The sequence below is a fragment of the Paenibacillus sp. PastM-3 genome, from assembly GCF_029893965.1.
Lineage (GTDB): Bacteria > Bacillota > Bacilli > Paenibacillales > Paenibacillaceae > Paenibacillus_AQ.
The window spans coordinates 19,529-46,519 of the sequence record NZ_JARXXP010000020.1 but is presented as its reverse complement, the minus strand read 5'-3'; the positions used below and the strand labels follow the sequence as shown (position 1 = coordinate 46,519).

22 protein-coding genes are annotated in these 26,991 nt (G+C 53.5%); 19 read left to right on the top strand and 3 right to left on the bottom strand.

Going from position 1 to position 26,991, the window contains the following annotated elements; genetic code table 11:
- Nucleotides 1–8 precede the first annotated feature (8 nt).
- The 3 genes from M2108_RS23040 to M2108_RS23030 all read left to right on the top strand — a co-directional run bounded on the left by M2108_RS23040 (nt 9) and on the right by M2108_RS23030 (nt 4,310).
- Nucleotides 9–1,757: a glycoside hydrolase family 2 protein gene (locus M2108_RS23040; protein ID WP_277471704.1), complete on the top strand. Its 1,749-nt coding sequence runs from the start codon at nt 9–11 to the stop codon at nt 1,755–1,757.
- Nucleotides 1,758–1,801: 44 nt separating this feature from the next.
- Entirely contained in the window at nt 1,802–3,214 is a 1,413-nt protein-coding gene (locus tag M2108_RS23035; RefSeq protein ID WP_277471705.1) for a family 43 glycosylhydrolase, read from the top strand.
- A 145-nt stretch (nt 3,215–3,359) separates the two neighbouring features.
- The gene (locus tag M2108_RS23030) at nt 3,360–4,310 is read left to right on the top strand and encodes an ArsR/SmtB family transcription factor (RefSeq protein ID WP_277471706.1); all 951 of its coding nucleotides are present in this window, start codon (nt 3,360–3,362) and stop codon (nt 4,308–4,310) included.
- 73 nt (nt 4,311–4,383) lie between these two features.
- Here M2108_RS23030 and M2108_RS23025 read toward each other — a convergent pair whose 3' ends face one another.
- Nucleotides 4,384–5,424: an acyltransferase family protein gene (locus M2108_RS23025; protein WP_277471707.1), complete on the bottom strand. Its 1,041-nt coding sequence runs from the start codon at nt 5,422–5,424 to the stop codon at nt 4,384–4,386.
- Between the two features lie 199 nt (nt 5,425–5,623).
- On the opposite strand from M2108_RS23025, the gene M2108_RS23020 reads away from it, so the two are divergent.
- The 4 genes from M2108_RS23020 to mgrA all read left to right on the top strand — a co-directional run bounded on the left by M2108_RS23020 (nt 5,624) and on the right by mgrA (nt 9,025).
- The gene (locus M2108_RS23020; protein ID WP_277471708.1) at nt 5,624–6,364 is read left to right on the top strand and encodes an alpha/beta hydrolase; all 741 of its coding nucleotides are present in this window, start codon (nt 5,624–5,626) and stop codon (nt 6,362–6,364) included.
- 24 nt (nt 6,365–6,388) lie between these two features.
- Entirely contained in the window at nt 6,389–7,156 is a 768-nt protein-coding gene (locus M2108_RS23015; protein ID WP_280777200.1) for an HAD family hydrolase, read from the top strand.
- Between the two features lie 32 nt (nt 7,157–7,188).
- Entirely contained in the window at nt 7,189–7,926 is a 738-nt protein-coding gene (locus M2108_RS23010) for an NAD-dependent protein deacylase (RefSeq protein ID WP_277471710.1), read from the top strand.
- A 94-nt stretch (nt 7,927–8,020) separates the two neighbouring features.
- A complete protein-coding gene (mgrA, locus tag M2108_RS23005; RefSeq protein ID WP_277471711.1) occupies nt 8,021–9,025 on the top strand; it encodes an L-glyceraldehyde 3-phosphate reductase in 1,005 nt (334 codons plus the stop codon).
- Nucleotides 9,026–9,461: 436 nt separating this feature from the next.
- Here mgrA and M2108_RS23000 read toward each other — a convergent pair whose 3' ends face one another.
- Nucleotides 9,462–10,319 carry an AraC family transcriptional regulator gene (locus M2108_RS23000; protein WP_277471712.1) on the bottom strand — a complete coding sequence of 286 codons (858 nt, stop codon included), beginning with the start codon at nt 10,317–10,319 and terminating at the stop codon, nt 9,462–9,464.
- Between the two features lie 240 nt (nt 10,320–10,559).
- Here M2108_RS23000 and M2108_RS22995 point away from each other — a divergent pair, with 240 nt between their 5' ends.
- From M2108_RS22995 to M2108_RS22980, 4 genes are all read left to right on the top strand, one after another.
- A complete protein-coding gene (locus M2108_RS22995; protein WP_277471713.1) occupies nt 10,560–11,738 on the top strand; it encodes a galactokinase in 1,179 nt (392 codons plus the stop codon).
- A 1-nt stretch (nt 11,739) separates the two neighbouring features.
- Nucleotides 11,740–12,726, top strand: a complete 987-nt coding sequence (gene galE / locus M2108_RS22990) for a UDP-glucose 4-epimerase GalE (protein WP_277471714.1) — start codon at nt 11,740–11,742, stop codon at nt 12,724–12,726.
- A 45-nt stretch (nt 12,727–12,771) separates the two neighbouring features.
- Nucleotides 12,772–14,352, top strand: coding sequence for a UDP-glucose--hexose-1-phosphate uridylyltransferase (locus M2108_RS22985; RefSeq protein ID WP_277471715.1), 1,581 nt, complete (start codon nt 12,772–12,774; stop codon nt 14,350–14,352).
- A gap of 160 nt (nt 14,353–14,512) precedes the next feature.
- Nucleotides 14,513–15,676 carry an iron-containing alcohol dehydrogenase gene (locus M2108_RS22980; RefSeq protein WP_277471716.1) on the top strand — a complete coding sequence of 388 codons (1,164 nt, stop codon included), beginning with the start codon at nt 14,513–14,515 and terminating at the stop codon, nt 15,674–15,676.
- Between the two features lie 97 nt (nt 15,677–15,773).
- Here M2108_RS22980 and M2108_RS22975 read toward each other — a convergent pair whose 3' ends face one another.
- Nucleotides 15,774–16,655: an aminoglycoside 6-adenylyltransferase gene (locus M2108_RS22975; RefSeq protein WP_277471717.1), complete on the bottom strand. Its 882-nt coding sequence runs from the start codon at nt 16,653–16,655 to the stop codon at nt 15,774–15,776.
- 202 nt (nt 16,656–16,857) lie between these two features.
- Here M2108_RS22975 and M2108_RS22970 point away from each other — a divergent pair, with 202 nt between their 5' ends.
- The 8 genes from M2108_RS22970 to ptsP all read left to right on the top strand — a co-directional run bounded on the left by M2108_RS22970 (nt 16,858) and on the right by ptsP (nt 26,853).
- Nucleotides 16,858–17,394 carry an NfeD family membrane protein gene (locus M2108_RS22970; RefSeq protein ID WP_277471718.1) on the top strand — a complete coding sequence of 179 codons (537 nt, stop codon included), beginning with the start codon at nt 16,858–16,860 and terminating at the stop codon, nt 17,392–17,394.
- Nucleotides 17,394–18,923, top strand: coding sequence for a flotillin family protein (locus M2108_RS22965; RefSeq protein ID WP_277471719.1), 1,530 nt, complete (start codon nt 17,394–17,396; stop codon nt 18,921–18,923). The genes M2108_RS22970 and M2108_RS22965 overlap by 1 nt, the downstream gene beginning before the upstream one ends.
- A gap of 159 nt (nt 18,924–19,082) precedes the next feature.
- Nucleotides 19,083–19,793 (top strand): ABC transporter ATP-binding protein, encoded by a 711-nt coding sequence (locus M2108_RS22960; RefSeq protein ID WP_277471720.1) that lies wholly within the window; start codon nt 19,083–19,085, stop codon nt 19,791–19,793.
- Entirely contained in the window at nt 19,786–21,402 is a 1,617-nt protein-coding gene (locus M2108_RS22955) for a hypothetical protein (RefSeq protein WP_277471722.1), read from the top strand. Before M2108_RS22960 ends, M2108_RS22955 begins: the two co-directional genes overlap by 8 nt.
- Before the next feature lie 138 nt (nt 21,403–21,540).
- Nucleotides 21,541–22,404 carry a glucose PTS transporter transcription antiterminator GlcT gene (gene glcT, locus M2108_RS22950; protein ID WP_277471723.1) on the top strand — a complete coding sequence of 288 codons (864 nt, stop codon included), beginning with the start codon at nt 21,541–21,543 and terminating at the stop codon, nt 22,402–22,404.
- 300 nt (nt 22,405–22,704) lie between these two features.
- Nucleotides 22,705–24,762 (top strand): glucose-specific PTS transporter subunit IIBC, encoded by a 2,058-nt coding sequence (gene ptsG / locus M2108_RS22945; RefSeq protein WP_277471724.1) that lies wholly within the window; start codon nt 22,705–22,707, stop codon nt 24,760–24,762.
- Between the two features lie 110 nt (nt 24,763–24,872).
- The gene (locus M2108_RS22940; protein ID WP_039871440.1) at nt 24,873–25,148 is read left to right on the top strand and encodes an HPr family phosphocarrier protein; all 276 of its coding nucleotides are present in this window, start codon (nt 24,873–24,875) and stop codon (nt 25,146–25,148) included.
- On the top strand, nt 25,141–26,853 hold the full coding sequence (ptsP, locus tag M2108_RS22935) for a phosphoenolpyruvate--protein phosphotransferase (RefSeq protein ID WP_277471725.1): 1,713 nt from the start codon (nt 25,141–25,143) through the stop codon (nt 26,851–26,853). The genes M2108_RS22940 and ptsP overlap by 8 nt, the downstream gene beginning before the upstream one ends.
- Nucleotides 26,854–26,991: the final 138 nt, after the last annotated feature.

The window sequence follows — 26,991 nt, the reverse complement described above, 5'->3', positions numbered from 1 at the left end:
GTTTTACAATGTCACATTTATCTGCTCTGCCCCGCCCTGAATATCCCCGCCCCCAGTGGGTCAGACCGGAGTGGATCAATCTGAACGGCCGGTGGCAGTTTGAAATTGACCATGGCAAAAGCGGCAGGGAACGCGGATTACAAGGCGGGAGCCATGAACTATCCGGGGTAATCACCGTTCCCTTCTGTCCGGAAAGCAAGCTATCCGGTGTGGAGTACACAGATTTTATGGCAGCCGTCTGGTATAGACGGGAGTTCACCCTGCCTGAAGACTGGAGTGACGGCCGGACGCTGCTCCATTTTGGCGCTGTCGATTATAAAGCAGAGGTATGGGTGAACGGAGTATCCGCAGGCAGTCACCGCGGCGGGTACACCCCGTTCAGCTTCGATATTACTGCCCTTATTGTTCCAGGCAATAATGTAATAACTGTGAATGCAGAGGACGACGTCCGCTCAGGCCGTCAGCCGCGCGGTAAACAGTCGGAGCTGTTTCATTCGCACGGCTGTGATTATACGCGTACTACCGGGATCTGGCAGACGGTCTGGCTTGAACATGTAGCCGACAAGCATTTATCGGATATGAAAATCATAGCGGACCCGGACAACGCCTGTGTACATCTTGAAGTTAATGTCAGCGGGAATGCTGCGGGGGGACGGGTTACCGCTTCCGCACAGTTTGCCGGAGCAGCAGCCGGGGAGGCCAGTGTCCTCGTATCCGGACCGTCCGTCAGACTGACGCTTCCGCTCTCCGAGGTTCACTTATGGGAGCCCGGCAATGCGAAGCTGTACGATCTGAAGCTTTCGCTGCAGTGCGAAGGGCAGGAGTGTGATGCTGTTGATTCCTATTTCGGCCTGAGAACGGTTCGCCTGGACGGAATGGCCTTCCGGATCAACGGTAAATCGGTTTTCCAGCGTCTGGTTCTGGATCAGGGCTTCTACCCTGACGGAATCTATACCGCTCCAAGCGATGAAGATTTGCGCAGGGACATTGAAATTTCCCTGGGACTCGGCTTTAACGGTGCCAGGCTGCATGAAAAGATGTTCGAGCCGCGTTTCCTGTACTGGGCTGACCAGCTCGGTTATCTTGTCTGGGGCGAGCATGCGAACTGGGGGCTTAATATTACCACCGCAGAAGCGGTATCACAGTTCCTGCCCGAGTGGCTTGAAGGAATGCAGCGGGATTTCAATCATCCTGCACTGATCGGCTGGTGCCCGTTCAACGAGACGTGGGACCGGGATGGAGTCAAGCAGCATGATGACGTCCTGCAGCTCGTATATGAGGTATCCAAACGGATGGACCCTACGCGTCCGGTGATTGATACCAGTGGTAACTTCCATGTGGTGACGGATATATTTGATCTGCATGACTATGACCAGAACCCGGAGACGTTCCGGGCCAGATACGAGCCGATGAAGGACGGCGGCGAGGTATTTAATACCTTCCCTGACCGGCAGACCTATGCAGGCCAGCCCTATTTCATCAGCGAGTACGGCGGAATCTGGTGGAATCCGCAGCAGCTGGATGAGAAGTCCTGGGGTTACGGCGACCGTCCGGCATCGGAGGAGGCGTTCCTTGCGCGTTACGCCGGATTGACCGATGTGCTGCTGGACCACCCGATGATGTTCGGCTTCTGCTATACCCAGCTGTATGACGTAGAGCAGGAAGTGAACGGGCTGTATACCTATGACAGGCAGCCGAAATTTGCTCCTGAGGTCATCCGCCGGATCAACGGGCGCAAAGCGGCAATCGAAGACTAGCCGGAGCTCCACTAACTAATCACCCGAAAGGATTGTGACGGGTTATGAAAGTGAAAGCCCGGTATATCTGGCTGCCTGCTGTTAGTGTGCTGGCCATAGGTGTACTGCTCGTTTTAACAATGGGAAAGGAGGGCCGTAAGGTGTTCAGCCATAATGATTTTTATAATGTAGTCATGCAGGACGGGGCCGACCCGTGGGTCTACAAGCATACAGACGGCTTCTATTATTTCACCAAAACAACCGGAGGCAATGTGACCCTCTGGAAGTCGGCGCAGCTTACAACCATTGATGCAGGACAAGTTAAGGTTATCAATACCGGGGGCAGCAATATTTGGGCGCCTGAGCTGCATTATCTAAACGGGGCCTGGTATATCTACTATGCGATGGACGATGGTGACAATGTAAATCACCGGATGCATGTGATGGAGAGTACTGCCGCTGATCCGCTGGAGGGAACCTGGCAATACAAAGGCCAGATCACAGATCCCACCGATAAGTGGGCGATTGACGGTACTGTATTGCAGGCGGGTGACGAGTTGTATTTTATCTGGTCCGGCTGGGAAGGTGATGTGAATGTGCGGCAGAATCTCTACATCGCCCACATGAGCAATCCGTGGAGCATCGATTCTGAACGGGTGGAGATTGCCAGGCCAACATACAGCTGGGAAACGAACCATTCTCCGAACGTGAATGAAGGGCCGCAGGTGATTATACAGGGGAACATCATCAGTCTTGTCTATTCGGCCAGCGGAAGCTGGACTGATGATTATTGCCTGGGGCTGATCACGGCGGACATTTCCGCTGACCTGCTGAATCCGGCATCCTGGAACAAGCGCAGCCAGCCGGTCTTTAGCTCAGGGAACGGGCTGTACGGGCCGGGCCATCATTCGTTTACGAAGTCACCCGACGGCCGGGAGGACTGGATCATGTATCATGTTGCCAAATACAGCGGCGCCGGATGGAACCGTGAGGTACGGATGCAGCCATTTCGCTGGAACGCAGACAATACACCAGCCCTTGGCATTCCGGCTGATCCCAATCTTCCGGTAACTCTACCTTCGGGGGAAGCGGCACGTAAGCGTTATGAAGGTGAAGAAGCTGCTTTTGGCGGCGCAGCTTATGCATCTTCGAGCCAGAATAGTTCTGGCGGAATGAAGGCGGGACATATTGATACGCCGGAGAGCTACGTGGAATTTTCAGTTAAAGCGGCAGAAGCGGGACAATATATCCTTCTGGCCCGGACCGCTAACGGCACGGCAGGCGGCGGCTGGTCCCATTTGCTGCTCAGTGTTAATTCAGGCGCGCCCAGCCATTTCAATATCACCAACAAAGGCTGGGAAAATTGGGGGCTGTCTACAGCCCGCGTTCAGCTGCATGCAGGAACCAATACCCTCCGCTTCGCGAAGGGTGACGGCTACGGGGAGATTGACTTTATTGATATCAAGCCGGCGGATTAGATACAAAAACAGAGCTGAACCGAGGGTGGCTTCCGGATTTCCGGGAGCCGTTTGTGAATAAGCAGGGTGCTCACCATAATTGTTTTTCAATAGGTTAGGAAGTACTATAAATATATCTAATCAGGATAGAAGGAGAGCTGAACCTGTGCTGGAACTTAGCTTTGACGACCCGGAAAGACTGGTCACGGTAACCCATGCCTTATCAACACGCTCCAGGGTTGATATTCTCCGGCTCCTCAACACCAGAAACTTAAATATTATTGAAATTGCGGACAAGCTGAAGCTTCCGGTCTCAACAGTAGCCAGCAATATCAAAGTCCTGGAGGCAGCCGGGCTGATTCATACAGAGCTGCTTCCCGCATCCCGCGGCGCAATGAAGGTGTGCAGCAGGAACTACGACGATGTTCATATTGCCCTTAATGCGAAAAAGACAACGGGTGGCGGGGCAGAGTATATGTATGAGATGGAGATGCCGGTCGGCCATTATAGCGATTGTGAGGTATCACCGACCTGCGGCATGGCGAACAGTGAGGGCCTTATTATCAAGGAAGATGAGCCGGCGAGCTTCTATCATCCCAAGCATGTTAACGCTCAGCTGATCTGGCTGCGCCGGGGATTTCTGGAGTATCTGATGCCTATGGATCTTCCTGCCGGAGCGCAGATCCAGAGCCTTGAGCTGTCAATGGAGATGTGCTCGGAAGCACCGAATTATGACCAGGATTGGCCATCCAATATATCGGTGTGGGTCAACGGTACAGAGATCGGCATGTGGACCAGTCCCGGTGATTTCGGTGACCGGCGCGGCAGGCTGAATCCGAACTGGTGGTGGGATGGCTCGACGCAATACGGCTTCCTGAAGTCCTGGCGGGTGGACCACGAGAAGACTACACTTGATATGGAAAAGGTATCAGAGACGACGCTAAAGGATCTTCAGCTGGAAGGGAACCCCAAGCTGCGGCTGCGGATTGGAATTAGACCTGATGCGGTTCATCAGGGCGGGCTGAACCTGTTTGGCCGCCAGTTCGGCGACTATGACCAGCACATTATTATGAAGGTTAGGTATACACTGGCTCAGGAAGATGAGGTTCTGGCCTGAAAATCGCAAACGCCCTGCTTCACGAGTGATGACCACTCCGGGACAGGGCGTTTGCGTTTTATTGCAGGAAAGCTCAGGGCGTACGCCGCAGCGCAGCGCGCTGCAGACTGATCATCCAGTCCACCGGCGGTTCAACCAGCGGGTGCAGCCACCGTTTGACTGCCGGCTGGGCCAGCAGTATAGTGCAGAGAACGGCTGCGAGCAGCAGCAGAAGGGCTCCGGCGGTATTGCCGAGATAGCCGTAGATTCCGGAGACTGCAGCCATCCGGACAATAAAGCCGTGCAGCAGGAAGACATACAGCGTACGGCGGCCCCAGTCGGTCATCCGGCTCACACCATAGGGCACGAGCCCGATAAAAGCAAGGGATGCGGCAATCTGCACCGCGTATAGCGCCAGCCGGTATACACCTGCATACCATTCGCCAGCGCCAAGCTGCAGGTAAGTCATATTGCCGTACAGCCAGCCAAGCGGAAGCTCGGGACTTGCCGCGGCCAGAACGGCCAGAAACAGCAATGAGGCAGCGGCTGCGGCTGCTTTGATATATTTGCGGTACAGCCTGGTGAAGGCGCCGAAAGAGAAATGATAGCCGATTACGAAGTAAGGCAGATAGACAAAGGTGCGGCTGATGCTGAACCAGACCCCGTCAACCTGCAGATAGCCGACAGCCACGCCGGCCGTTACAGCAAAAGCAATTTGTGCGGGTGCGGACCATTTGCCCATACCGAGCATCAGCAGGCGCCAGCAGGCATGGCTGGCCAGAAACCATAGGAGCAGATAGGGTGCGAATACGGAGTGATGAATGCCGTCTACCTGGAAAAGGGAAACATCCAGTGCTGAATACAGGGTCTGAAAAATCAGGTACTGCATACCGATCTGCAGGAGTACCTTGCGGCCCGCGCCTCCGGTAAGGCTCTTGCCGGCAAAATAACCGGTTACCAGCACGAACAACGGCATATGAAAGCTGAAAATCCACATGTATAGCCCGTGCATGCCGCTCATTCTGCTGATTAACGGTTCGATCGCATTACCGGCAAATACTGTGACGATAAGCATGAAGCGCAGGTTGAGAAAAAATGTTTCTCCGCGCGCCTCCAGCGTATTCTCCCTCTCCATGGTTTAACCCCCAAAAGTTGCACAATGCAAAAGTTTTTAATTTAATTTTAAAATACATCTTTTTGGAGCTCGTTATTGTGAATTCAATCACAATGGAAAGCGCTATCAGAGGCTGTATTTGTGGCGATATGTTGAAGGTTGTTTGATTTCTTTGATTCCACTATAATTTTCTCTATGCAGTACACGGGAGTGAATCTATATGAAGAAAATAATAAACAAACGCAGGGCTCTCCTGTCGCTTGCAGTGCTTCTGGTTGTTGCCGGACTTCTGTTGTGGAGATACCTGACACCGTATGAGCCGGGACAAAATGCCGAGACCGCAATGCTCTCCGCCGGAGGGGTCACTGTAGAACAGAATGATGGCTGGATTTCCTTTGAGCCGGCGGTCGCAAGCGGCACTGCCGTTATTTTTTATCCGGGTGCGCTTGTGGAAGCGGAAGCGTACGCACCACTGGCCAAAAGAATTGCCACCGCAGGCCATCCGTTCTACATAGCCAAGATGCCATTCAATCTGGCTGTCATTAAAGGGGATGCCGCAGAGGAGATCATCAGCGCTCATCCGCAGCAGTCCTTCGTGATCGGCGGCCACTCTCTGGGCGGTGTTATGGCATCGCGATATGCGGCAGAGCATGCAGATCAGCTGGAGGGTGTCTTTTACCTCGCATCCTACCCGGATGAGAAAGGCAGCCTGAAGGACACGACGCTGTCTGTCTTGTCTGTGTTGGGTACGGCAGATACAGTAGTCAACAAAGAGAATTACAACGAAGGCCGTGCCTATTTGCCCGGAAATACCGTTTATTTCTCCATTGAGGGCGGAAATCACGCCCAGTTCGGAAGCTACGGGAAGCAAAAGGGCGACGGGGAAGCTTCCATCACGGAAGAAGAGCAGCAGACCCGCACCGCGCGGGCTATGCTGGACTGGCTGGGCAACCTGCGCTGATATATAAAAAACGAGAGGAGGCGGATGATGCCGCAGCTGCATGTTAATCATCTGGCTGTACCCTGCCAGTGCATATTATTTGACAAGGACGGCACTCTGCTGGACCTGCTCGCGACATGGGGAGCCTGGGCAGAGCTGGTATTACAGGAGCTGGACAACCAGCTGGCGCTTATAGGGGGCAGCCGCCTGCCGGATCTGTCCCGTGTGCTCGGGACCCGGCACGGCGCTGACGGCAAACTGACCGGCTATGACCCGGCCGGGCCGCTGGCGATGGCTACTGCCGAAGAAACAACAGGCATACTGGCCTGGCATCTGTATGGGGCCGGCGTTCCCTGGAATGAAGCGCTGGCCCGCGTCAACGCCATCGTCAAGGAGGCGATGAATGAGCTGCGTGCCCGCCGTACTGCTGTACCTTTGCCGGGGCTGCTGCCGTTTCTGCAGCAGTGTGCAGCTGCAGGGCTGAAGCTCGGAGTTGTTACTTCAGACGGAGCCGGTACGACTGGTGAGCAGCTGGAATGGATGGGTATCGAAGGTTTTTTTCAGACAGTGGTGACAAGAGACCGTGTACGTCAGGGCAAGCCGGCGCCCGAAATGGCTGAGACGGCTTGCCGTGAACTGGGGGTTCTGTCTGAGAACACCGTAATTATCGGTGACAGCAACGCAGATATGCAGCTCGGCAAAGGAGCCGGTCTGCTGCTGTCCGTCGGAATCTCGCCGGATGGAGCCGCAGACCATCTGCTGGATGCGGACGCCATTATTACCGGGTATCATCAGCTTCGCATTTCGGATTAAATTCGGTTTGTTGAAAGGTGCGTGTGCAGAGTATGGATCAAGTGCAGACACTGGTTTCCTGGATTAAGAACAGCGGAAATATTGTATTCTTCGGCGGTGCCGGAACCTCTACGGAAAGCGGTATTCCCGATTTCCGCTCTGCGGCCGGACTGTATCAGAGTGAGCATAACTCCCCATATCCGCCTGAGGTCATGCTCAGCCGCCGGTTTTTTATGTCCTCTCCGGACATTTTTTTTGATTTTTACCGCAGTAAAATGCTTCACCCGGAGGCCGTTCCGAACGGCGCCCATCTGCTGCTTGCCGAGCTTGAGGGCCAGGGCAAGCTGAAGGCGGTCATTACGCAGAATATTGACGGCTTGCATCAGAAGGCGGGGAGCCGTGCCGTATTTGAGCTTCATGGCTCGGTACACCGCAACCATTGCATGGGCTGCGGCTGCTTCTATCCCCTGGAGGCTGTTACAGGCTCGGCTGAAAGGGTGCCGCGCTGTGAAGCTTGCGGAGACATCATCAAGCCGGATGTGGTGCTGTATGAAGAAGAGCTCGATCATGATGTGCTGATCGGATCTGTTGCAGCAATCTCTGCTGCCGACCTGCTGATTATCGGCGGCACTTCGCTGACTGTACAGCCGGCAGCCAGCCTCGTCACCTATTTCCACGGGCGCCATACCGTTCTGCTGAACGGGGAGCCGACTCCTTATGACGACCGGGCGGATCTGATTATTACTGATCGGATCGGGGAGGTTATGGGAAGGATAATGGGGCAGCTGTGAACCGCAATTCCGTAAGTGGCAGATTATAATGTCAGCGCCAGGTTTAAATTAGGGTAGATAACCAATAGAGGTTAGCGAGAGGCAGGGATCAGCAATGGTATATGTGGCTAGCGATGAACGGTATGAAGGAATGCATTACAACCGCTCGGGCAGGTCAGGCCTTAAGCTGCCGGCAATATCGCTGGGGCTGTGGCATAACTTTGGAGGAATCAATACCTATGAGAACGGCCGGGAAATGATCACCCGCTCGTTTGATCTCGGCATTACCCATTTTGACCTGGCGAACAATTACGGTCCGCCCCCGGGCTCGGCAGAGGAGCTGTTCGGCAAAGTGCTCAGCCGTGATCTTTACGCTTACCGCGATGAAATGATTATTTCCACCAAGGCGGGATATTATATGTGGCCGGGGCCGTATGGTGACTGGGGCTCACGGAAATACATGCTCGCCAGTCTGGATCAGAGCCTGAAGCGGCTCGGGCTCGACTATGTTGATATTTTCTATTCCCACCGCCCGGACCCGGAGACGCCGCTTGAAGAAACAATGGGGGCGCTGGACTATGCCGTCCGTTCGGGCAAGGCGCTTTACATCGGATTATCCAACTATACGGCGGAGCAGACGGTGGAGGCGATCCGTATTCTGAAGGAGCTGGGTACGCCGCTGCTGATTCACCAGCCGCGCTATTCCATGCTGGACCGCTGGATTGAAGGCGGGCTGCAGCAGGTGCTCGAAGACAATGGAGTCGGCACGATTGCCTTCACTCCGCTGGCGCAGGGCCTGCTGACGAGTAAATACCTTAACGGCATCCCCGGGGATTCACGGGCAGCCGGTCCGTCTGCGGCGCTGGATGAGAGCGGAATCACACCCGAGGTACAGCGTAAGATCCGCGCCCTTAACCAGCTGGCTGTCACACGCGGCCAGAGCCTGGCACAGCTTGCACTCCAGTGGACCCTGCGGCAGGGTAAGGTGACCTCGGCGCTGATCGGGGCCAGCCGGATCAGCCAGATTGAGGAGAACATCGCCTGCCTGTCCCACCCGGCATTCGCACAGGAGGAGCTGGACCGGATCGATACGATCCTGAAGACTGAGAGCGAGGTTTGAGGAGCCAGCCGGTAGAGTTGGTGCGTTCTTTCAAAGTTCAGCTGAAAAGTTGGGAGCGAGCCCGGTACTTAGTTGGATTTTCGCCACCTAATTTCACTGTTTACAAGCTTTTCTAATAATTAGTTGGAAAATCGTATCTTATTTCAGGCTGAAACCACCGTTTGAAGCGAAAAGTGTATCATTAAGTAGCATTTTTCCAGCTAGATTCTTCGCAGCAGTAGTTAGCCCGGAATTAGTTGGCGGTTTTCCACTTAGTTTGATTAGCCAGTCTTTTGCCGAAATATTTCTTGAAATTCGTAATTAAAAGCTACAGCAGAGAAATCCAAACAGCCCGTTTCCGGAAAGGATACGGGCTGTTGCTTTACATAAAGATGAAGCTGGCAGAAAGATTAAGAACAGCCAGCTTATGCCGGAGCCCGCCAGGAAGCAAAGCCGGCTACTTCTCCCCGTGTCTGGCCGTGGCCAGACGGTAGGCAGTCGGGGACTGGGCGCAGAACCGCTTGAACTGGCGGGAGAAATAGAGCGCATCGGTCAGTCCTACCGAAGCGGCTACCTGCTCGACGGACAGCTCGGGGCGTTCGCGCAGCAGCTGGCGCGATTTCTCAATGCGCAGCTTGAGCAGGTAAGTGACCGGCGAAAGGCCGGTCTCCTGCTTGAAAATCCGTGACAGGTAAGCCCGGTTGTACCCCAGGCTGCCGCACATCTGTTCAATGGATACCGGGTGGGCATATTGGGAAGCCATATAATGGATCATCTGCTTCACGGTGCGCTTGACCTGGGATTCTGCCCCCGGCAGCCGTGATGCGGAGAGATGCCGTTCGGCTGCTTCTCCGATGACAAGGTACAGGTAGCCGAGGGAAGTAAGATGGGCGCTTTCTTTATTGGCATAGAAAGCCTGCATCATCCCGGCAAGTGCCGAAGGGAATACGGTTCCCTCTGCGGTCTGAAGCACCGGCTGCTGCGGTGCAAAGCCTGCCTGAAGCACAAGGGCATCGGCATCAGCTCCGGTAAAAGCCGCCCAGCGGTACCGCCAGGGCTGCTGCCGGTCCGAGACATAGCTGACGAGCTGGCCGGGGTGGATCAGGAAGCAGTCGCCCGGCCCCAGCGAATATTTACGGTGCTCGGTAGTGAACTGGCCGTAGCCGGATTCAACGAAATGGAGCAGGTAGTAATCGTAGATTTTGGGTCCGGCCTGATGGACCGGCAGGGTCTGGCTCTCGCCGGCAAACAGCACATGCAGATTCTGGCTGTCATAGTACACGGGGTTAGAGCCTACGGAATAAGTATGTTCCACACGGACAGATCCTTTCCCTAGAGTTAACGCTGTCAATGCCCTGCAGATAGGGAGGCGGCTTCAGAACCTGAAGCCCGGCCTGTTCAAAGTATAACGCGCGAAGTCACATTTATCCATACATTACACACATGATTGCATTATCAGGGCAAGTCTGATTTTATTATAATGTAACCATAAAGGACGCAAGCAAAAGAACCTAAGACCAAAGAGTGAAACCAGCGAAAGGATGGAGTGGCATTAATGAGCATACAGGAACTTAACAGCAAATTTATCGAGAAGTATGGGGAGAGCACGGAGGAGGCGCGTGTATTCTACGCTCCGGGCCGTGTGAATCTGATCGGCGAGCATCTGGACTATAACGGCGGTTATGTGTTCCCGGCAGCACTGGATTTCGGAACAACTTTGATCGTGCGTCCGCGCAGCGACAGCAAGGTGCAGTTCGCTTCCACGAACTTTCCTTACACAGCTTCCATTGACTACAGTGAAATCGGCAAAGCCAAAACCGGCGAATGGGTCGACTACCCTGTCGGCGTTCTGGTTGAGCTGGCCAAGAAGGATCTTCCGCTCTCCGGCGGCTACGATCTGCTGTTCCACGGTGAAATCCCGAACGGCTCCGGCCTTTCATCCTCCGCTTCCATCGAAGTAGTTACAGGCTATGCCTTCCTGTCCCTGCTGGGCGGAGATACCGATACGGTTGAAATTGCCCTCCTGTCCCAGCGTGCCGAGAACCAGTACGTCGGCGTCAACTCGGGGATTATGGACCAGTTCGCAGTAGCCAACGGCAAGCGTGATCACGCGATCCTCCTGATGTGTGACACACTGGAATACAGCCTGGTTCCCTTCGCGACCGGAGCCTACAAGCTGGTAATCGGCAATACGAACAAAAAGAGAGGTCTGGTAGACTCCAAATATAACGAGCGCCGCAGCCAATGTGAAGAAGCGCTGGCGATTCTGAAGCAGGAAGTGCCTTCCCTGTCGTATCTGGCAGAGATGAAGCCGGAGCAGTTCGAGCTTCATCAGCATAAAATCGACGACGAGACTGTACGGCGCCGGGCCCGCCACGTTGTGGAAGAAAACCAGCGTGTGCTTGACTCTGTAGAAGTGCTGAAGAACAACGATCTGAAGCAGTTCGGGCTGTTCATGAACGACTCCCACGTATCGCTGCGCGACTTGTATGAAGTAAGCTGCGAAGAGCTGGATGTCATGGTGGAGGAGGCACAGCGCATTCCAGGTACACTGGGCTCCCGGATGACCGGTGCAGGCTTTGGCGGATGTACAGTATCACTGGTTCATGAAGACGATGTAGAACGCTTTATCCGCGAGGTAGGCGAAGCTTATTCAGCAAGAACCGGTCTGACCGGCGAATTTTATGTATGCGGCATCGGCAATGGTGTAGAAGAACTGGAAGGAGTGAAGTAAGATGGCAATTTTAGTAACAGGCGGAGCAGGGTATATCGGGTCCCATACGGTAGCGGAGCTGCTGGACCGGGGCGAAGAGGTTGTAGTCATTGACAATCTGCTGACAGGGCACCGCGAGGCGCTGCTGGGCGGCAAGCTGTATGAAGGCGATCTGCGTGACAAAGAGCTGCTGGCCAAGCTTTTTTCCGAAAATAAGATTGAAGCAGTCATCCATTTCGCGGCCAGCTCCCTTGTCGGCGAGAGCATGAAAGACCCTGTTAAATACTACGACAATAACGTGTACGGTACGCAGTGTCTTCTGGAAGCCATGCAGCATGCCGGTGTAGACAAAATCGTCTTTTCCTCCACAGCGGCAACCTACGGTGAACCTGAGAAGGTGCCGATTGAAGAAAGCGACCGCACCGAGCCGGCGAATGTCTACGGTGAAACCAAGCTGACCATGGAGCGCATGATGGCCTGGTTCGACAAAGTGCTGGGCATCAAGTATGTGGCCCTCCGCTACTTCAACGCAGCCGGCGCACATGCCAGCGGCAAGATCGGTGAAGACCACCGTCCGGAGAGCCATCTCGTTCCGCTGGTGCTGCAGACCGCTCTTGGACAGCGCGAGAGCATTGCAGTGTTCGGTGACGACTATCCGACAGAAGACGGAACCTGCGTCCGTGACTATATCCATGTCAGCGATCTGGCTGACGCCCATATCCGTGCGGTAACCTACCTGCGCAGCGGCAGTGCCAGCAATGTCTTCAACCTTGGCAACGGACTTGGCTTCTCTGTGAAACAGGTCATTGAATCGGCCCGCAAGGTGACCGGCCGGGACATTCCGGTAGTGATCCAGGAACGCCGCGCCGGTGACCCGGCAGTACTGGTGGCTTCCTCGGCCAAAGCTCGGTCGGTTCTGGGCTGGAATCCGCAGAAGGCAGACATTGAAGAAATTATCCAGAGCGCCTGGAACTGGCATTCCGCCAATCCGCAAGGCTACGGAGAATAATACAGACAAGAGGCTACACCTGAATAAGGAGAATGGAGAGTTAACATGTCTAACGATAATACTGCCGCTCCCGCCGCAGAGAAGGCTCTGTATGCCATCGAGCAGCTTGTCCTGTTCGCACAGCACCAGCAGCTGATCCAGCCGGCGGATGTGGATTACAGCCGCAACGAGCTGCTGGACCAGTTTGGCTTCAGCGAGCCCTATGCCGGAGCGTTCAGCGAAGCTCCGCTGGAGAGTCCGCAGGCTCCGCTTGATGCACTGATCGATTATGGCTTCACTATCGGCCTTATCCCTGAGAACACCGACACGTACCGTGACCTGCTGGATGCCAAAATTATGGGTCTGCTGATGGCCCGGCCGTCAGAAGTCAACGCAGAATTCAAGAGCCTTGCAGCTGAGCAGGGGATTGCAGCGGCTACTGACCGCTTCTATAAGCTCAGCATTGATTCCAACTATATCCGGATGGACCGCGTTGCCAAGAACGTCTACTGGCTGCAGGATTCGCCGTACGGCAATATCGAGATGACGATCAACCTGTCCAAGCCGGAGAAAAGTCCGAAGGAAATCGCGATGGCCCGGCTGCTTCCGCCGCCGGTCTATCCGAAATGCCAGCTCTGCCGCGAGAATGTCGGCTATGCCGGCCGGGTCAACCACCCGCCGCGCCAGAACCTGCGCATTATTCCGCTCGAGCTGAACAAGGAGAAATGGTTCTTCCAATATTCGCCTTACGTCTACTACAACGAGCACTGCATCGTGTTCCATCATGATCATGTGCCGATGAAGCTGACGAAGGATACGCTGAAGCGGCTGCTCTCTTTCGTTGAGTCGTTCCCGCATTATTTCATCGGCTCCAATGCCGATCTGCCGATTGTCGGCGGGTCCATCCTGACCCACGACCATTTCCAGGGCGGACGGCATACATTCCCGATCCAGAAAGCGCCTAAGGAGGTCAGCTACAATCATCCTGCTTATCCAGGCGTGAGCCTGAGCATCGTGAAATGGCCGATGTCCGTGCTGCGTCTTGGCGGCAATGATCCGGCCGTGCTGCTGGAATGCGGAAACGCGCTGTATGAGGCCTGGAAGGGCTACAGCGATCCCGAAGCCGATGTGCTGGCATTCAGCGACGTTGAAGGCGTGCAGACACCGCACAACACGGTTACACCGATCGTGCGCCGGTCCGAAGACGGCGGCTTCGAGATGGATCTGGTGCTGCGCAACAACCGGACCAGCGAGGAGTACCCGGAAGGGATCTTCCATCCGCACCGCGAAATGCACCACATCAAGAAGGAGAATATCGGCCTGATTGAGGTTATGGGTCTGGCGATTCTTCCGGGACGCCTGAAGGAAGAGCTTGACGCTGTGGCCGGTATCCTGGCCGGAGATCAGGCGCTGCTTGAGGCGGTCAAGACAGAAGAAGGGCATGCGCTGGCGCTGCACGCCTTCTGGATTGACGAGCTGGTGGAACGTTTCGGTACAGGTCTTGCCCGTGAAGAAGCAGTCAAAACAGTCCAGAACGAGGTGGGCATCAAGTTCACGCATATTCTGGAGCATGCCGGAGTGTACAAACGGACGCCGGAAGGCCAGGCGGCTTTCCGCAGGTTCGTCCAGAGCTTTGGTGCACAATAAATACAAGCATAGCGGAATGTCCCGGCCTCTGATGGCGCGGGGCATTTCTTTATCCTGTACCGGAAGGGAAATGATTCCAGTTCCGATTTGTATGCGGCCCGCCGGAGGTCTATAATATAATCCTGCATCCCTATATTTGAATTAACGGAGGTTAAGACATATGCGCAAGTTTGAATTTTATAATCCGACCAAACTGATTTTTGGACAAGGTACGCTGCAGGCACTGCGGACGGAAGTACCGAAGTACGGCAAGAATGTCCTGCTCATGTACGGGGGCGGCAGCATCAAGCGCAGCGGTCTTTATGATAATGTGCTCGCCGAGCTGAGCGCAGCCGGGGCTGTTGTTACAGAGCTGGCCGGTGTAGAGCCTAATCCACGCTTGTCGACTGTACATAAAGGCGTGGAGCTGTGCCGTGAGCATAATATTGAGCTTATTCTTGCTGTGGGCGGCGGAAGTGTGCTGGACTGCGCCAAGGCTGTAGCTGTCGGGGCAAAGTATGACGGGGATATGTGGGATTTCGTGGAGCGCAAGGCGGCTCCGCAGGGTGCCCTTCCGCTGGGCACAGTTCTGACTATGGCAGCAACAGGCTCAGAGATGAACAGCGGCTCGGTAATCACCAACGAAGTTACCAAGGAAAAAATGGGCTGGGGAAGCGTTCATGCCTATCCGGCATTCTCGATTCTTGATCCGGTGAACACCTTCTCCCTGCCGCGCGACCAGACCGTATACGGGATCGTGGACATCATGTCCCATACCCTTGAGCATTACTTCCACACCGACACCAACACGCCGCTGCAGGACGGCTTCTGCGAAGCGCTGCTGCGCACCGTCATCGAAGCAGCGCCGAAGCTGATCGAGGATCTGGAGAATTTTGAGCTGCGCGAGACGATTATGTACTGTGGTACGATGGCGCTGAACGGCATGATCAGCATGGGCTTCGCCGGGGACTGGGCCACACACAATATCGAGCATGCTGTATCCGCAGTTTATGACATCCCGCATGGCGGCGGCCTGGCGATCCTGTTCCCGCAGTGGATGAAATATAACCTCAGCACCAACCCTGCCCGTTTCCGCCAGCTTGCGGTGAATGTATTCGGAGTTGATGCTTCCGGCAAAACCGACGAGGAAGCCGGGCTTGAGGGCATTGAAGCACTCCGCAGCTTCTGGGATTCCATCGGCGCTCCGAAGACGCTCGGCGATTACGACATCGACGACAGCGAAATCGGCAGCATGGCCGACAAGGCGGTCCGCTTCGGTCCGTTCGGCAACTTCCGCAAGCTGGACCGTGAGGATGTCGTAGAAATTTATAAGATGTCACTGTAAGAGACAGCTTTAGCTCTTTTGCATTTGTCAGTGAAAAGGGGTGTCCCCTGGCCGTATCAATGGCCGGGGGCACCCCTTGTTTATTACGGCTGCATCTTTACCAGATGCCGTCTGCATCCGCCGGCAATTCCCTGACCTGCTGCAGGTAAGCCGTCATATTCCTGTCCTCATGGTCAGGATAGGGATATGACAGCTTCGCTGCCACCTCTGCGGCGAGTGTCCGGAACAGCTCACAGGCAGTAAATACAGCATCCCAGAAATGGCCGGGATTGCCGTCAGAATAAGTCTGTTCATACATTTCCCAGTACTCCGGCGGAAGCAGGCGTTTGAAGTATTTGCCCATTTTACCTGCGGAAATGCTGAAATCATGCCGGGTGCCGATCCACCAGGAGATCATGGTATCCAGCTGATCCCTTACATAATGCTCGAACATGTGCTTGGCATAGGGCAGCTCGTCGCGCCAGAGGCCTTTGGCCACATTTTGCAGACACCACCAGAATTCATTACAGGAGCCAAGGTAACGCGCTTCCGATGGTTTTTTCACCCAGTAATCTATATCAGTAGGCGCCTCAGCCGGAGGCAGAATGCCGTCCTTATCCAGGAGAGGAACGGTGAGCTTGTCAGCAAGGTATTCGTCCGCTACAGCATCCCTGGAGAGCAGGGTAAGATCGATCCGGTTACCGTCACGGAAGAGCATCAGGTAAGCGTATCTGCGGCTGACATCGATTACACTGCCGGGAAACCAGTCATTTTGGTCCGGCTCCTGCATAATCAGCCGTTCACCGAATCTGCCGGTCCAGTCCCTGTCCTTTAGAAAAGATTCCGTCTCAGTTACCACGTATACAATATCGTAATCCTGAAAAATATCCTTCGGCGCATTCACGTTTGTTCTCGAACCGTTCATATAGACCGCCCGGATACGCTCATCCGCAGCTGCGGTTTCCACAATCAGATCCATCATTTCCTGCTGATTTCTCATCGCCATTTCCCCGCCTTTATTGTAAAAAAGTTCCGATTAACGGTTATATAAGTGTATCATAGAGACAGGGCGGATGACATTAGCGCGCACGCTTACATGAACCATTAATGAGATAAAAATCCAAGTTTGTGAAACCAAGGACGTGGTTTGTGCGTTTATACTGGTATGACAGTCCGTAACTACAAGACGGGAGGAGAAAATTATGCAAACGCTATACTTGGGCTGTTTGGCGCTGGGCGTAATTTTTGCGGTGGTTAGTGTGCTGGTGGGGGATCTGATCGGGGATGCCCTGCACGGGGTATTTGATATCGTTTCGTTTGATTTTCTGAACCCTACGGTACTTGCAGGCGGCATCACCGTCTTCGGGGGGGCTGGTGTTCTGCTGACACGCTACAGCGGGCTGGAAGACGGCTCAATTCTTGCCTTGTCCCTGCTGATAGCAGCCTTTATGGCAGTACTCCTGTTCCTTGCAGTCATCAAACCTATGGATAAAAGCGAGGTGTCCACAGGCTTCTCGATGCAGGATCTGCCCGGCAGGATCGGAGAAATTACCGTTCCGGTTCCCGCGACAGGCTACGGCGAGGTGATGGTAAGGTTTGGTGCAGGTAACAGCCTGCATACGGCAGCGAGCTTTGAGCAGCTGTCCCTGCCTGCCGGCAGCAAGGTGGTAGTGATTGAAGTAAGGGAAGGCGTCGCACTGGTATCTGAATTTGAAGAGAGAAAAGGAGCGGATGTGTAATGTTCGGTGTACCTGATTATTTGTTTATTCCTGCAGTAGTTGTAGCTGTGCTGTTCGTTCTGGGGATTGCGTTCTGGGCCCGCTATAAGACAGTCGGACCGGATGAAGGGATGATCGTTACCGGTTCATTCCTCGGCAAAAATCACATCTCCGATGACGGCTCCGGCCGCAAGATCAAGATTGTACGCGGCGGAGGAGCCTTTATTCTTCCCGTGTTCCAGAAGGCGGAGTTCATGTCGCTGCTCTCCCATAAACTTGATGTAACAACTCCTGAGGTATACACGGAGCAAGGGGTTCCGGTTATCGCCGATGGTGTAGCCATTATCAAGGTCGGCAGCTCGACCGAGGATGTGGCGACGGCCGCCGAGCAGTTCATGGGCAAGCCGATTGAAGCACTCAAGAGTGAGGCCCAGGAAGTGCTGGAGGGCCATCTGCGGGCCATTCTCGGCTCGATGACAGTCGAAGAGGTATACCGCAACCGTGACCGGTTTGCCCAGGAGGTACAAGGGGTTGCAGCGCGCGATCTGAAGAAAATGGGGCTGCAGATCGTTTCATTCACGATCAAGGATGTGCGTGACAAGCACGGATACCTGGAAGCGCTCGGGAAACCGCGGATTGCTGCAGTTAAGCGCGATGCGGAAATTGCCGAAGCCGAAGCGATGCGGGATGCGCGGATTCAGAAGGCCAATGCCGAGGAGCAGGGGCAGAAGGCGGAGCTGTTGCGTGACACGAACATTGCCGAAGCCTCAAAGGACAACCAGCTGAAGGTCGCCGCATTTAAGCGCGATCAGGATACAGCCAAGGCGGAAGCCGACCAGGCGTATCACATTCAGGAGGCCCGGGCCAAGCAGACGGTGGTCGAGGAGCAGATGAAGGTTGAGCTGGTCCGAAAGGAACGCGAAATCGACCTTCAGGCCAAAGAGATCCAGGTCCGCGAGAAGCAGTATGATGCTGAGGTGAAGAAGAAAGCGGAAGCCGACCGTTATGCTGTAGAGCAGGCGGCAGAAGCGGATAAGGCCAGACGGATGCGCGAAGCGGACGCCCTGCAGTACAGCATCGAGAAGCAGGCGCAGGCGACCTCGGAGCAGAAGCGGCTTGAAGGCCAGGCGATGGCCGATGCCGAGCTGGCCAAAGGTAAAGCGGAAGCTGAAGTTATCCGGGCACGCGGTCTTGCCGAAGCGGAAGCCAAGGAGAAGCTGGCCGAGGCGTTCCAGAAGTTCGGCGAAGCAGCGGTGCTCGACATCATCGTCAAGATGCTGCCTGAGCTGGCCGGCAAGATTGCCGAGCCGATCGCTTCCATCGATAAGCTCACTGTTGTCGATACCGGGAATGGCGAAGGGGCGGCCCGGGTCAGCAATTATGTGACCCAGCTGATGTCCACCGCTCCGGAAATGCTCAAGAGCGTCTCCGGCATTGATGTGGAGGCGCTGATCAAGGGGCTGACCCAGAAAGCCGTTCCGGCATCCGGGGGAAGCACGGTTCAAGTGGTGCCGAGCAGCCCGGCAGCAGCCAAGGAGCATAAGGAGTAGACTGCACAGGCTGAGTCTGTGAAGGGATCATACTAGACTGTGCAACCTTTTCACGCATGACAGCATTCAGGATCAGCACGTCTCTAATTTGGGAAGACGTGCTGATTTTTTTATACCAGAAATATTACCAGATAGCGGTACCGACTGGGGGAGAATGGAATGGAGCTCATACTGGACAACATCAGGAAAAGCTACAACGATAAACAAGTGCTGAAAGGCGTCGATTTCACGTTTGAAAAAGGGAAAATATACGGCCTCCTGGGCCGCAACGGTGCCGGAAAAACCTCGCTGTTCAACTGTCTGAGCGGCGAGGTCCGGATGGACAGCGGCGGGGCCTTCCTTAAGAGGAATGAGGTCAGTCTGCCGCTCACCGAAAATGAGATCGGATATGTCTTCTCTCTGCCGATTCTGCCGGAGTTTCTGACTGGTTATGAGTTTGTGAAATTCTATATGGACATTAACCGGGATAAAATTCAGCCCGGACGGACTGTCGAGGATTATTTTAATATTATTTCTTTCGAGGAAGAGGACCGCCACAGGCTGATTAAAGGCTATTCCCACGGGATGAAGAACAAAATCCAGATGCTGTGCTTTATTATCACCCGGCCGCCGCTGATTCTGCTGGACGAGCCGTTGACCTCGTTCGATGTTGTTGTGGCGCTCGAGATCAAGAAGCTGCTGCGGGAGATGAAGCAGGATCATATTATTATTTTCTCTACTCATATTCTGCAGCTTGCCGCAGACCTGTGTGACGAGCTGGTCATTCTGAACAATGGTATCCTTCAGGAAATCCCGTCAGACCTGCTGCGCAGCCCGGAGTTCGAGGAGAAGATTATCGCGCTGCTGAAGGACGGGAACAGCCATGCTTAGCACACTGAATACGATCATGGACATCCGGGGTGTATCCGGCGCCAACCGGATCATGTACTATTTCATGAGAATCCCCTGGCTGGGCACCCTGATGAAAGAAAACGTTTATTCCAACCGGACGCTTAAAAAGTTGTTCACGATCGCAGCGCTTATCCTGCGGATTCTATTTGGCTTTCTGACCAGATTTGCTTATCTGGGTCTGATTATCTATCTGCCGGTATCCCTTGCCGGCGGTGACCTGCCGCAGCCGCAGCAATACAATTTATATCTGCACATACTGTTTCTGCTGAGTTTTGGAGTCAGTGCGGTTTCAAACGCGGTAATTCTCGAGCCTAAGCGCGACAAGTATATCTGTGTCAAGCTGATGCGCATGCCTGCCGACAAGTATATGCATGCGGTGATGGGACTCAGGGGCGTAAGCTTTTTTATATATTTTGTGCCGGCGATGATGGTATTTGCAGGTATCTACGATGCTCCGCTCTGGCATGGGGTTCTGCTGGCACTTCTGCTAACATTTTGGCGCACAGCCGCTGAAGCGGTACATTTGCGTATTTTTGACCGTAAGGAGATTGTAGTAGTTAAACAGAACATGCTGGTCTGGTCGGTAATCGGAGCCGGATATCTGCTTGCTTTTCTGCCGCTCTATACAGGCAGTGCCCTGCTGGACATGGATGCTGTGCTGTTCAGTCTGCCTGCAGTTCTGGCAGCGCTGCTGCCGGGAATCATTGCCGCCGTTTATATTGCCAGATACCCGAGGTACCGGAATGCGGTAGATGCCGTAACCAAAATAGATGACCCGCTGCTGGATATGGGACGCATGATGAAAGAGGCCAATCTGAAGCAGGTTGAAACCAAGGAACAGGATTTCTCGGCTGAGCAGCTGCGCCCGGAGCAGTTCGCCGGAAAGAGCGGTTATGCTTACTTGAATGCGATTTTCTTTTCCCGGCACAGGCGGTTTCTGGTGCAGCCGATTCAGCGCCGGCTGATGATCATTGGCGTGCTTTTTGCCGCAGGACTGCTGCTGCAGCTGGTCGCACCGGAGCTGTCTTCCCGGCTGGTCAGTTATTTGGTCAGGGCTTTGCCTGTATTTGTCATCGTGATGAACTTTACCTCAATTGGAGAGCTGGTCTGCAAAGCGATGTTCTTCAATTGTGATCTTAGTCTGCTGCGCTACGGCTTCTACCGTGAACGCTCAGCTGTATTAAGCAATTTTCGCGTCCGTCTGCTTCGGATCAGCGGTCTCAATCTGATTCCGGCTGCGGCGATCTGTATAGCGGTGAATCTGCTGATTTTCCTGTCCGGTGAAAGCTGGAGTGCAGGGGATTCACTTATATTTAGTGCGACGGTACTGGGCCTTTCTCTCTTTTTCTCCGTCCACCATTTGTTTATGTATTATATCTTTCAGCCCTACAGCACCGAATTAAATGTGAAAAATCCGTTTTTCAGCATAGTTAACAGCATCATTATGGGTGTGGCAGTAATCAGTATGCAGTTTAAGGGTGCACCCGGACAATTTGCGATACTGGTGCTTCTGGCTGCTGCTGTTTATATGGTCACTGCGCTTTTCCTGGTCTACAAATATTCATACAAAACCTTCCGGGTCAAATAAAATGCTGCTTTCGAGACGCTCTTCTAATAACCTCATGTTGATGTTATGATGGTACCTCAAGTATAATTTACGCATGCTGCTATGATAGACAGTCTGCTTTGAAGCATAAGGTATTCAGAATTAAAAGAGGTGTCGGAATTGGGCAGCATAACTGTAGCCAAGGTACTCAATAACAATGTCATCATTGCCCAGCATCCCCAGTATGCCGAAGTCGTCGTAATTGGCAAGGGGATCGGGTATAACCGCAAAAGCCGTGATCAGATCACTCTGTCCTCTGTAGAGAAGATGTTTATTCTCCGCAACCAGGAAGAGCAGGAACAATATAAACAACTGGTCCCCCAGGTGGACGAGAAACTGATAGAGGTTGTACAGGAAATCGTTCTGCATATTATGCAGAGCAGCAACCAGCCCCTGAACGAGCATATCCATATTGCCCTGACCGACCATATTTCCTTTGCCATCCGGCGCAATGAACAGAATATGGCCATTCACAACCCTTTTCTGTATGAGACAAAAGAGATCTATCCGGAAGAATACAGGCTGGCCGAATATGCGGTTAAGCGGATTAACGAGACGATGGCCGTCACGCTTCCTCCGGATGAGATCGGTTTCGTGGCGCTGCATATTGTCAGTGCGCTCAGCAACAGGCATATCTCCGAGGTGCGGGAGCATTCCCTGCTGATCGGGGATCTGGTGGCGATTGTGGAGGATAATCTGGATTACCGGATTCCGCGGGATTCGCTGGATTATTCGCGTCTGGTTACCCATCTGCGGTTCGTACTGGAACGGCTGCGCCGCGGGGAAACGGTTCGGGAGACATCTTCGCTGGATGGTCTGATGAAGCGGGAATACCCGGAGATGTATTCGCTGTCCTGGAAGCTGACCAAGATTATCGAGCAGCGGGTCCGCATTCCTGTATATCCGGCGGAGGTCAGCTATTTAACGATTCATCTGCAGCGTCTTGCCCAGAAAAAAGAGGATGAGGCGGATATGGAGCAGTAGCGGTAACCGTGGCCTTGATGCTTTTACAATTTATAAGTGGATGCATAAAAATTAAGTGCGCCAAAATTGCGCTTGCTTTCTTTTATTATCGGTGCTAAACTAATCCCTGTTAATAAAGACCAACAGAATACCAACGTGTAACTGATACGATCAGGCATGAGTGATTTACAGTATTTTGGTTGTAATCCCCTAACTCGGGGTAATCTAACTTTAGCGTTAGATGACAACCTGTATGCTGTATTGCTCATGCCTTTTTTGGCATTTTGTCTGGTGAGAAAATCATATTAAGGAAGTGAACCTATGTTCAAGAAGTTGTTTGGCGTTTTACAGCGGGTCGGTAAAGCGCTTATGCTTCCTGTAGCTATTCTGCCTGCGGCAGGTCTGCTGCTCGGGATCGGCAACATGCTTGTTAATCCTGATTTCCTCCAATACGTTCCGGCTTTGGAGAACGATGTTGTTCAAGCCATTGCCAATGTATTAATGAACTCGGGACAGATTGTCTTCAGCAACCTGTCGCTTCTGTTCGCAGTTGGGGTAGCTATCGGGCTGGCCGGAGGCGAAGGGGTAGCAGGGCTTGCAGCTATTATCGGTTTCCTCGTCATGAACGTGACTATGGGGACCGTGCTCGGGATCAACGAGTGGGTGCTGAGCAAGCAGGACTTTGCGTACGCCAGTGTTTTGGGGATTCCAACACTGCAGACTGGGGTGTTCGGCGGGATACTCGTCGGGATACTCGCGGCGTCTATGTACAAGCGGTTCTTCCGTATAGAGCTGCCGTCTTATCTGGGCTTCTTTGCAGGTAAACGGTTTGTGCCGATTATGACGGCTGTAACCTCGCTGATCCTCGGTCTTGTACTGACGATCATCTGGCCGCCGATCCAGCACGGCCTGAACTATGTATCACAGAGCATGATCAATACGAATCTGACGCTGTCAGCCTTCATCTTCGGGGTGATCGAGCGTTCCCTGATTCCTTTCGGTCTGCACCACATCTTCTACTCGCCGTTCTGGTATGAATTCGGCAGCTATATCGATAAAGCGGGTGATCTGGTCCGCGGAGACCAGCGGATCTTCATGCAGCAGCTGCGTGACGGTGTGGAATTCACAGCGGGTACCTTCACTACTGGTAAATATCCGTTTATGATGTTCGGACTGCCTGCAGCGGCGCTGGCGATCTATCATGAAGCTAGACCTGAGAACAAAAAGATTGTCGGAAGCTTGATGGTTTCCGCAGCGCTCACATCATTCCTGACAGGGATTACCGAGCCGCTGGAATTCTCGTTCCTGTTCGTAGCACCACTGCTGTTCGCGGTACATGCGGTATTCGCAGGCCTTTCCTTTATGACCATGCACATCCTGAATGTCAAAATCGGGATGACCTTCTCCGGCGGTTTCATCGACTATGTCCTGTTTGGGGTTATACCAAACCGTACTGCTTGGTGGCTGGTAATACCGGTAGGTCTGGTAATCGCGGTAATCTACTACTTCGGATTCCGTTTCGTCATCCGCAAGTTCAATCTTAGAACCCCAGGCCGTGAAGAGCCTTCCGATGAGACAGAAGAAACAAGCGGAGAAGCTGTTTCAACAAGCGGAGACGATCTGCCGCGCAACATTCTGGCAGCACTGGGCGGTAAAGAGAACATTGCTCACCTGGATGCATGTATTACGCGTCTGCGGGTTGAGGTTAAAGATAAAGCAGGCGTTGACAAAAACCGCCTGAAGAAGCTGGGTGCCTCCGGGGTGCTTGAAGTCGGAAATAACGTCCAGGCGATCTTCGGAACACGTTCCGACACCATCAAGTCGCAGATTCAGGATGTTATGAACGGCAGAACCCCTGCTGCAGCACCGGTTGCTCCGCAGCCTGAGCTTGAGCAGCAGGCCGGAGAAGAGGGTAAAGCGATCGTGCCAGAGGACATCGTATCGCCGGTTAACGGCGAGCTGATGGATATCACCCAGGTGCCGGATGCGGTCTTCTCGCAGAAGATGACAGGTGACGGCTTCGCCTTCCTGTCCGCTGACGGTAAAATTGCTTCACCGGTTTACGGCAAAGTATTCAATGTATTCCCGAGCAAGCATGCGATCGGCATTATGTCGGACGGCGGCAAGGAAGTGCTTGTACACATCGGGGTTAATACAGTGAAGCTGAAGGGACAGGGCTTTACAGTTCTTGTCGAGGAAGGTGATCTGGTTGCAGCCGGACAGCCGATTATGGAAGTGGATCTGGAGTACGTGAAAGCCAATGCGCCTTCCGTCATTTCACCGGTCATCTTCTCCAACCTGCCAGAAGGCTCAACAGTAACCCTGAAGAAGCCTGGCAAGGTTACCATTGGCGACAAGGACATCATCACAATTCAGTAAAATGTGCAATGGCGCAGCGCATCCATTATAATTTAGTGGAGGCGCTGCCCTCACATATAGATAAGCAACATACAACCACACCAAATAAACAGAAAGCGAGTTGGATTATTATGCAAAAAACTTTCAAAATTGTTGACGAAGATGGAATTCACGCACGTCCAGCAACTGCACTGGTAAATACAGCTACTAAATTCAAAGGCACTGAAGCCTTTGCAGAAGCAAAAGGAAAAAAAGTAACCCTGAAATCAATCCTTGGCGTATTGTCCCTGGGTCTTGAAGCAGGCGACACACTGACCCTGATCACTGAAGGCGGCGAAGAAGCCGAAGCCCTCAGCGCATTGCAGGACGTAATGATCAAAGAAGGGCTGGGAGAAATTAATGAGTAAAATTTCAGGAATCGCGGCTTCAGCAGGTATTGCCGTAGCCCGTGCATTTATCCTGGAACATCCGGACTATACCATTACCAAGACTGCAGTAAGCGATGTGGAAGCCGAGCTGGCCAAGCTGCAGGCCGCCCTGGATAAATCCAAGGGTGAGCTGCTGGCCATCAAGGAGCGCACGCTGGCAGAGCTGGGCGAGAAGAAAGCTGAGATTTTTGAATCCCACCTGCTGATTCTTGAGGATCCTGAGCTGATCAGCCCGGTAATGGACAAAATCCGTGAAGAAGCGGTTAATGCAGACTATGCGCTAAATGAAGTTGCTTCACAATTTGTATCGATGTTCGAGAATATGAAGAGTGCCTACCTCCAGGAACGTGCTGCCGACATGCGCGATGTAACCAAGCGCGTGCTGAACCACCTGCTGGGCATTCACTATATCAGCCCTGCTGAGATCAGTGAAGAAGTTATCGTTATTGCACAGGATCTGACACCTTCGGATACTGCGCAGCTGAACCGTAATTTTGTTAAAGGCTTCACTACCAATATCGGCGGACGTACTTCGCACTCGGCGATTATGGCCCGTTCCCTGGAAATTCCGGCGGTTGTCGGCACCAAAAATGTGCTGTCGCTGGTTAAAGCAGGCGATCTGGTTATCGTGGACGGATTGAGCGGCGATGTGCTGATCAACCCTAGCGAGGCTGAGGTGGCTGAGTACAAGACGAAGCAGGAAGCATACGACCTGCAAATCGCCGAGTGGAAAAAACTCCGCGATGAAGCGACCGTATCTGCTGACGGCAAACATGTTGAACTGGCTGCTAACATTGGTACGCCTAACGATGTTGCCGGTGTGATTGAGAACGGCGGCGAGGGCGTAGGCCTGTACCGTACCGAATTCCTTTACATGGGCCGCGACAAGCTGCCTTCCGAGGAAGTTCAGTACAACGCGTACCGCACCGTGCTTGAGAACATGAAAGGCAAGCCGGTCGTTGTCCGCACGCTCGATATCGGCGGCGACAAGGAGCTGCCTTACCTGGATCTGCCAAAGGAAATGAATCCGTTCCTCGGATTCCGGGCAATCCGTCTCTGTCTGGACCGTCAGGATATTTTCCGTACACAGCTGCGCGCCCTGCTCAGAGCAAGCGCACACGGTGACCTGCGGATCATGTTCCCGATGATCGCTACCCTTGGCGAATTCCGTGCAGCCCGTGACCTCCTGCTTGAGGAGAAAGCGAAGCTGCGTGAAGAAGGCAAGGAAGTGGGAGGCAACATCCAGCTCGGTATTATGGTAGAGATTCCTTCTACTGCGGTACTGGCTGACCAGTTTGCGAAGGAAGTTGATTTCTTCAGTATCGGAACAAACGACCTTATTCAATATACAATGGCTGCCGACCGTATGAATGAGCAGGTATCCTACCTGTATCAGCCGTATAATCCGGCAATCCTGCGTCTGGTCAAAATCGTGATCGACGCCGCACATGCTGAAGGCAAATGGACCGGCATGTGCGGCGAAATGGCCGGCGATTCTACTGCGATTCCGCTTCTGCTCGGCCTGGGTCTTGATGAATTCAGCATGAGCGCCACTTCCATCCTGCCTGCACGCAGCCAGATTTCCAAGCTGTCCGCTGCAGAAATGAAGGAAATGGCTGCTAAAGCGCTGCAGCTCGGCACGGCCGAGGAAGTAGCTGCACTTGTGCAGAGCAGCGTGAAGTAATTCTTTTTTAGCTTAAGCAAGATCCGTTTTGGCAAATTCACTTTTCCAACTACTTTATGCCGGTCTCCTGACAAGGGGGCCGGTTTTTTTGCTGTTCCATACGCTGTTTCATAAAGAGAAAATCCGCAAGTCCGGAAC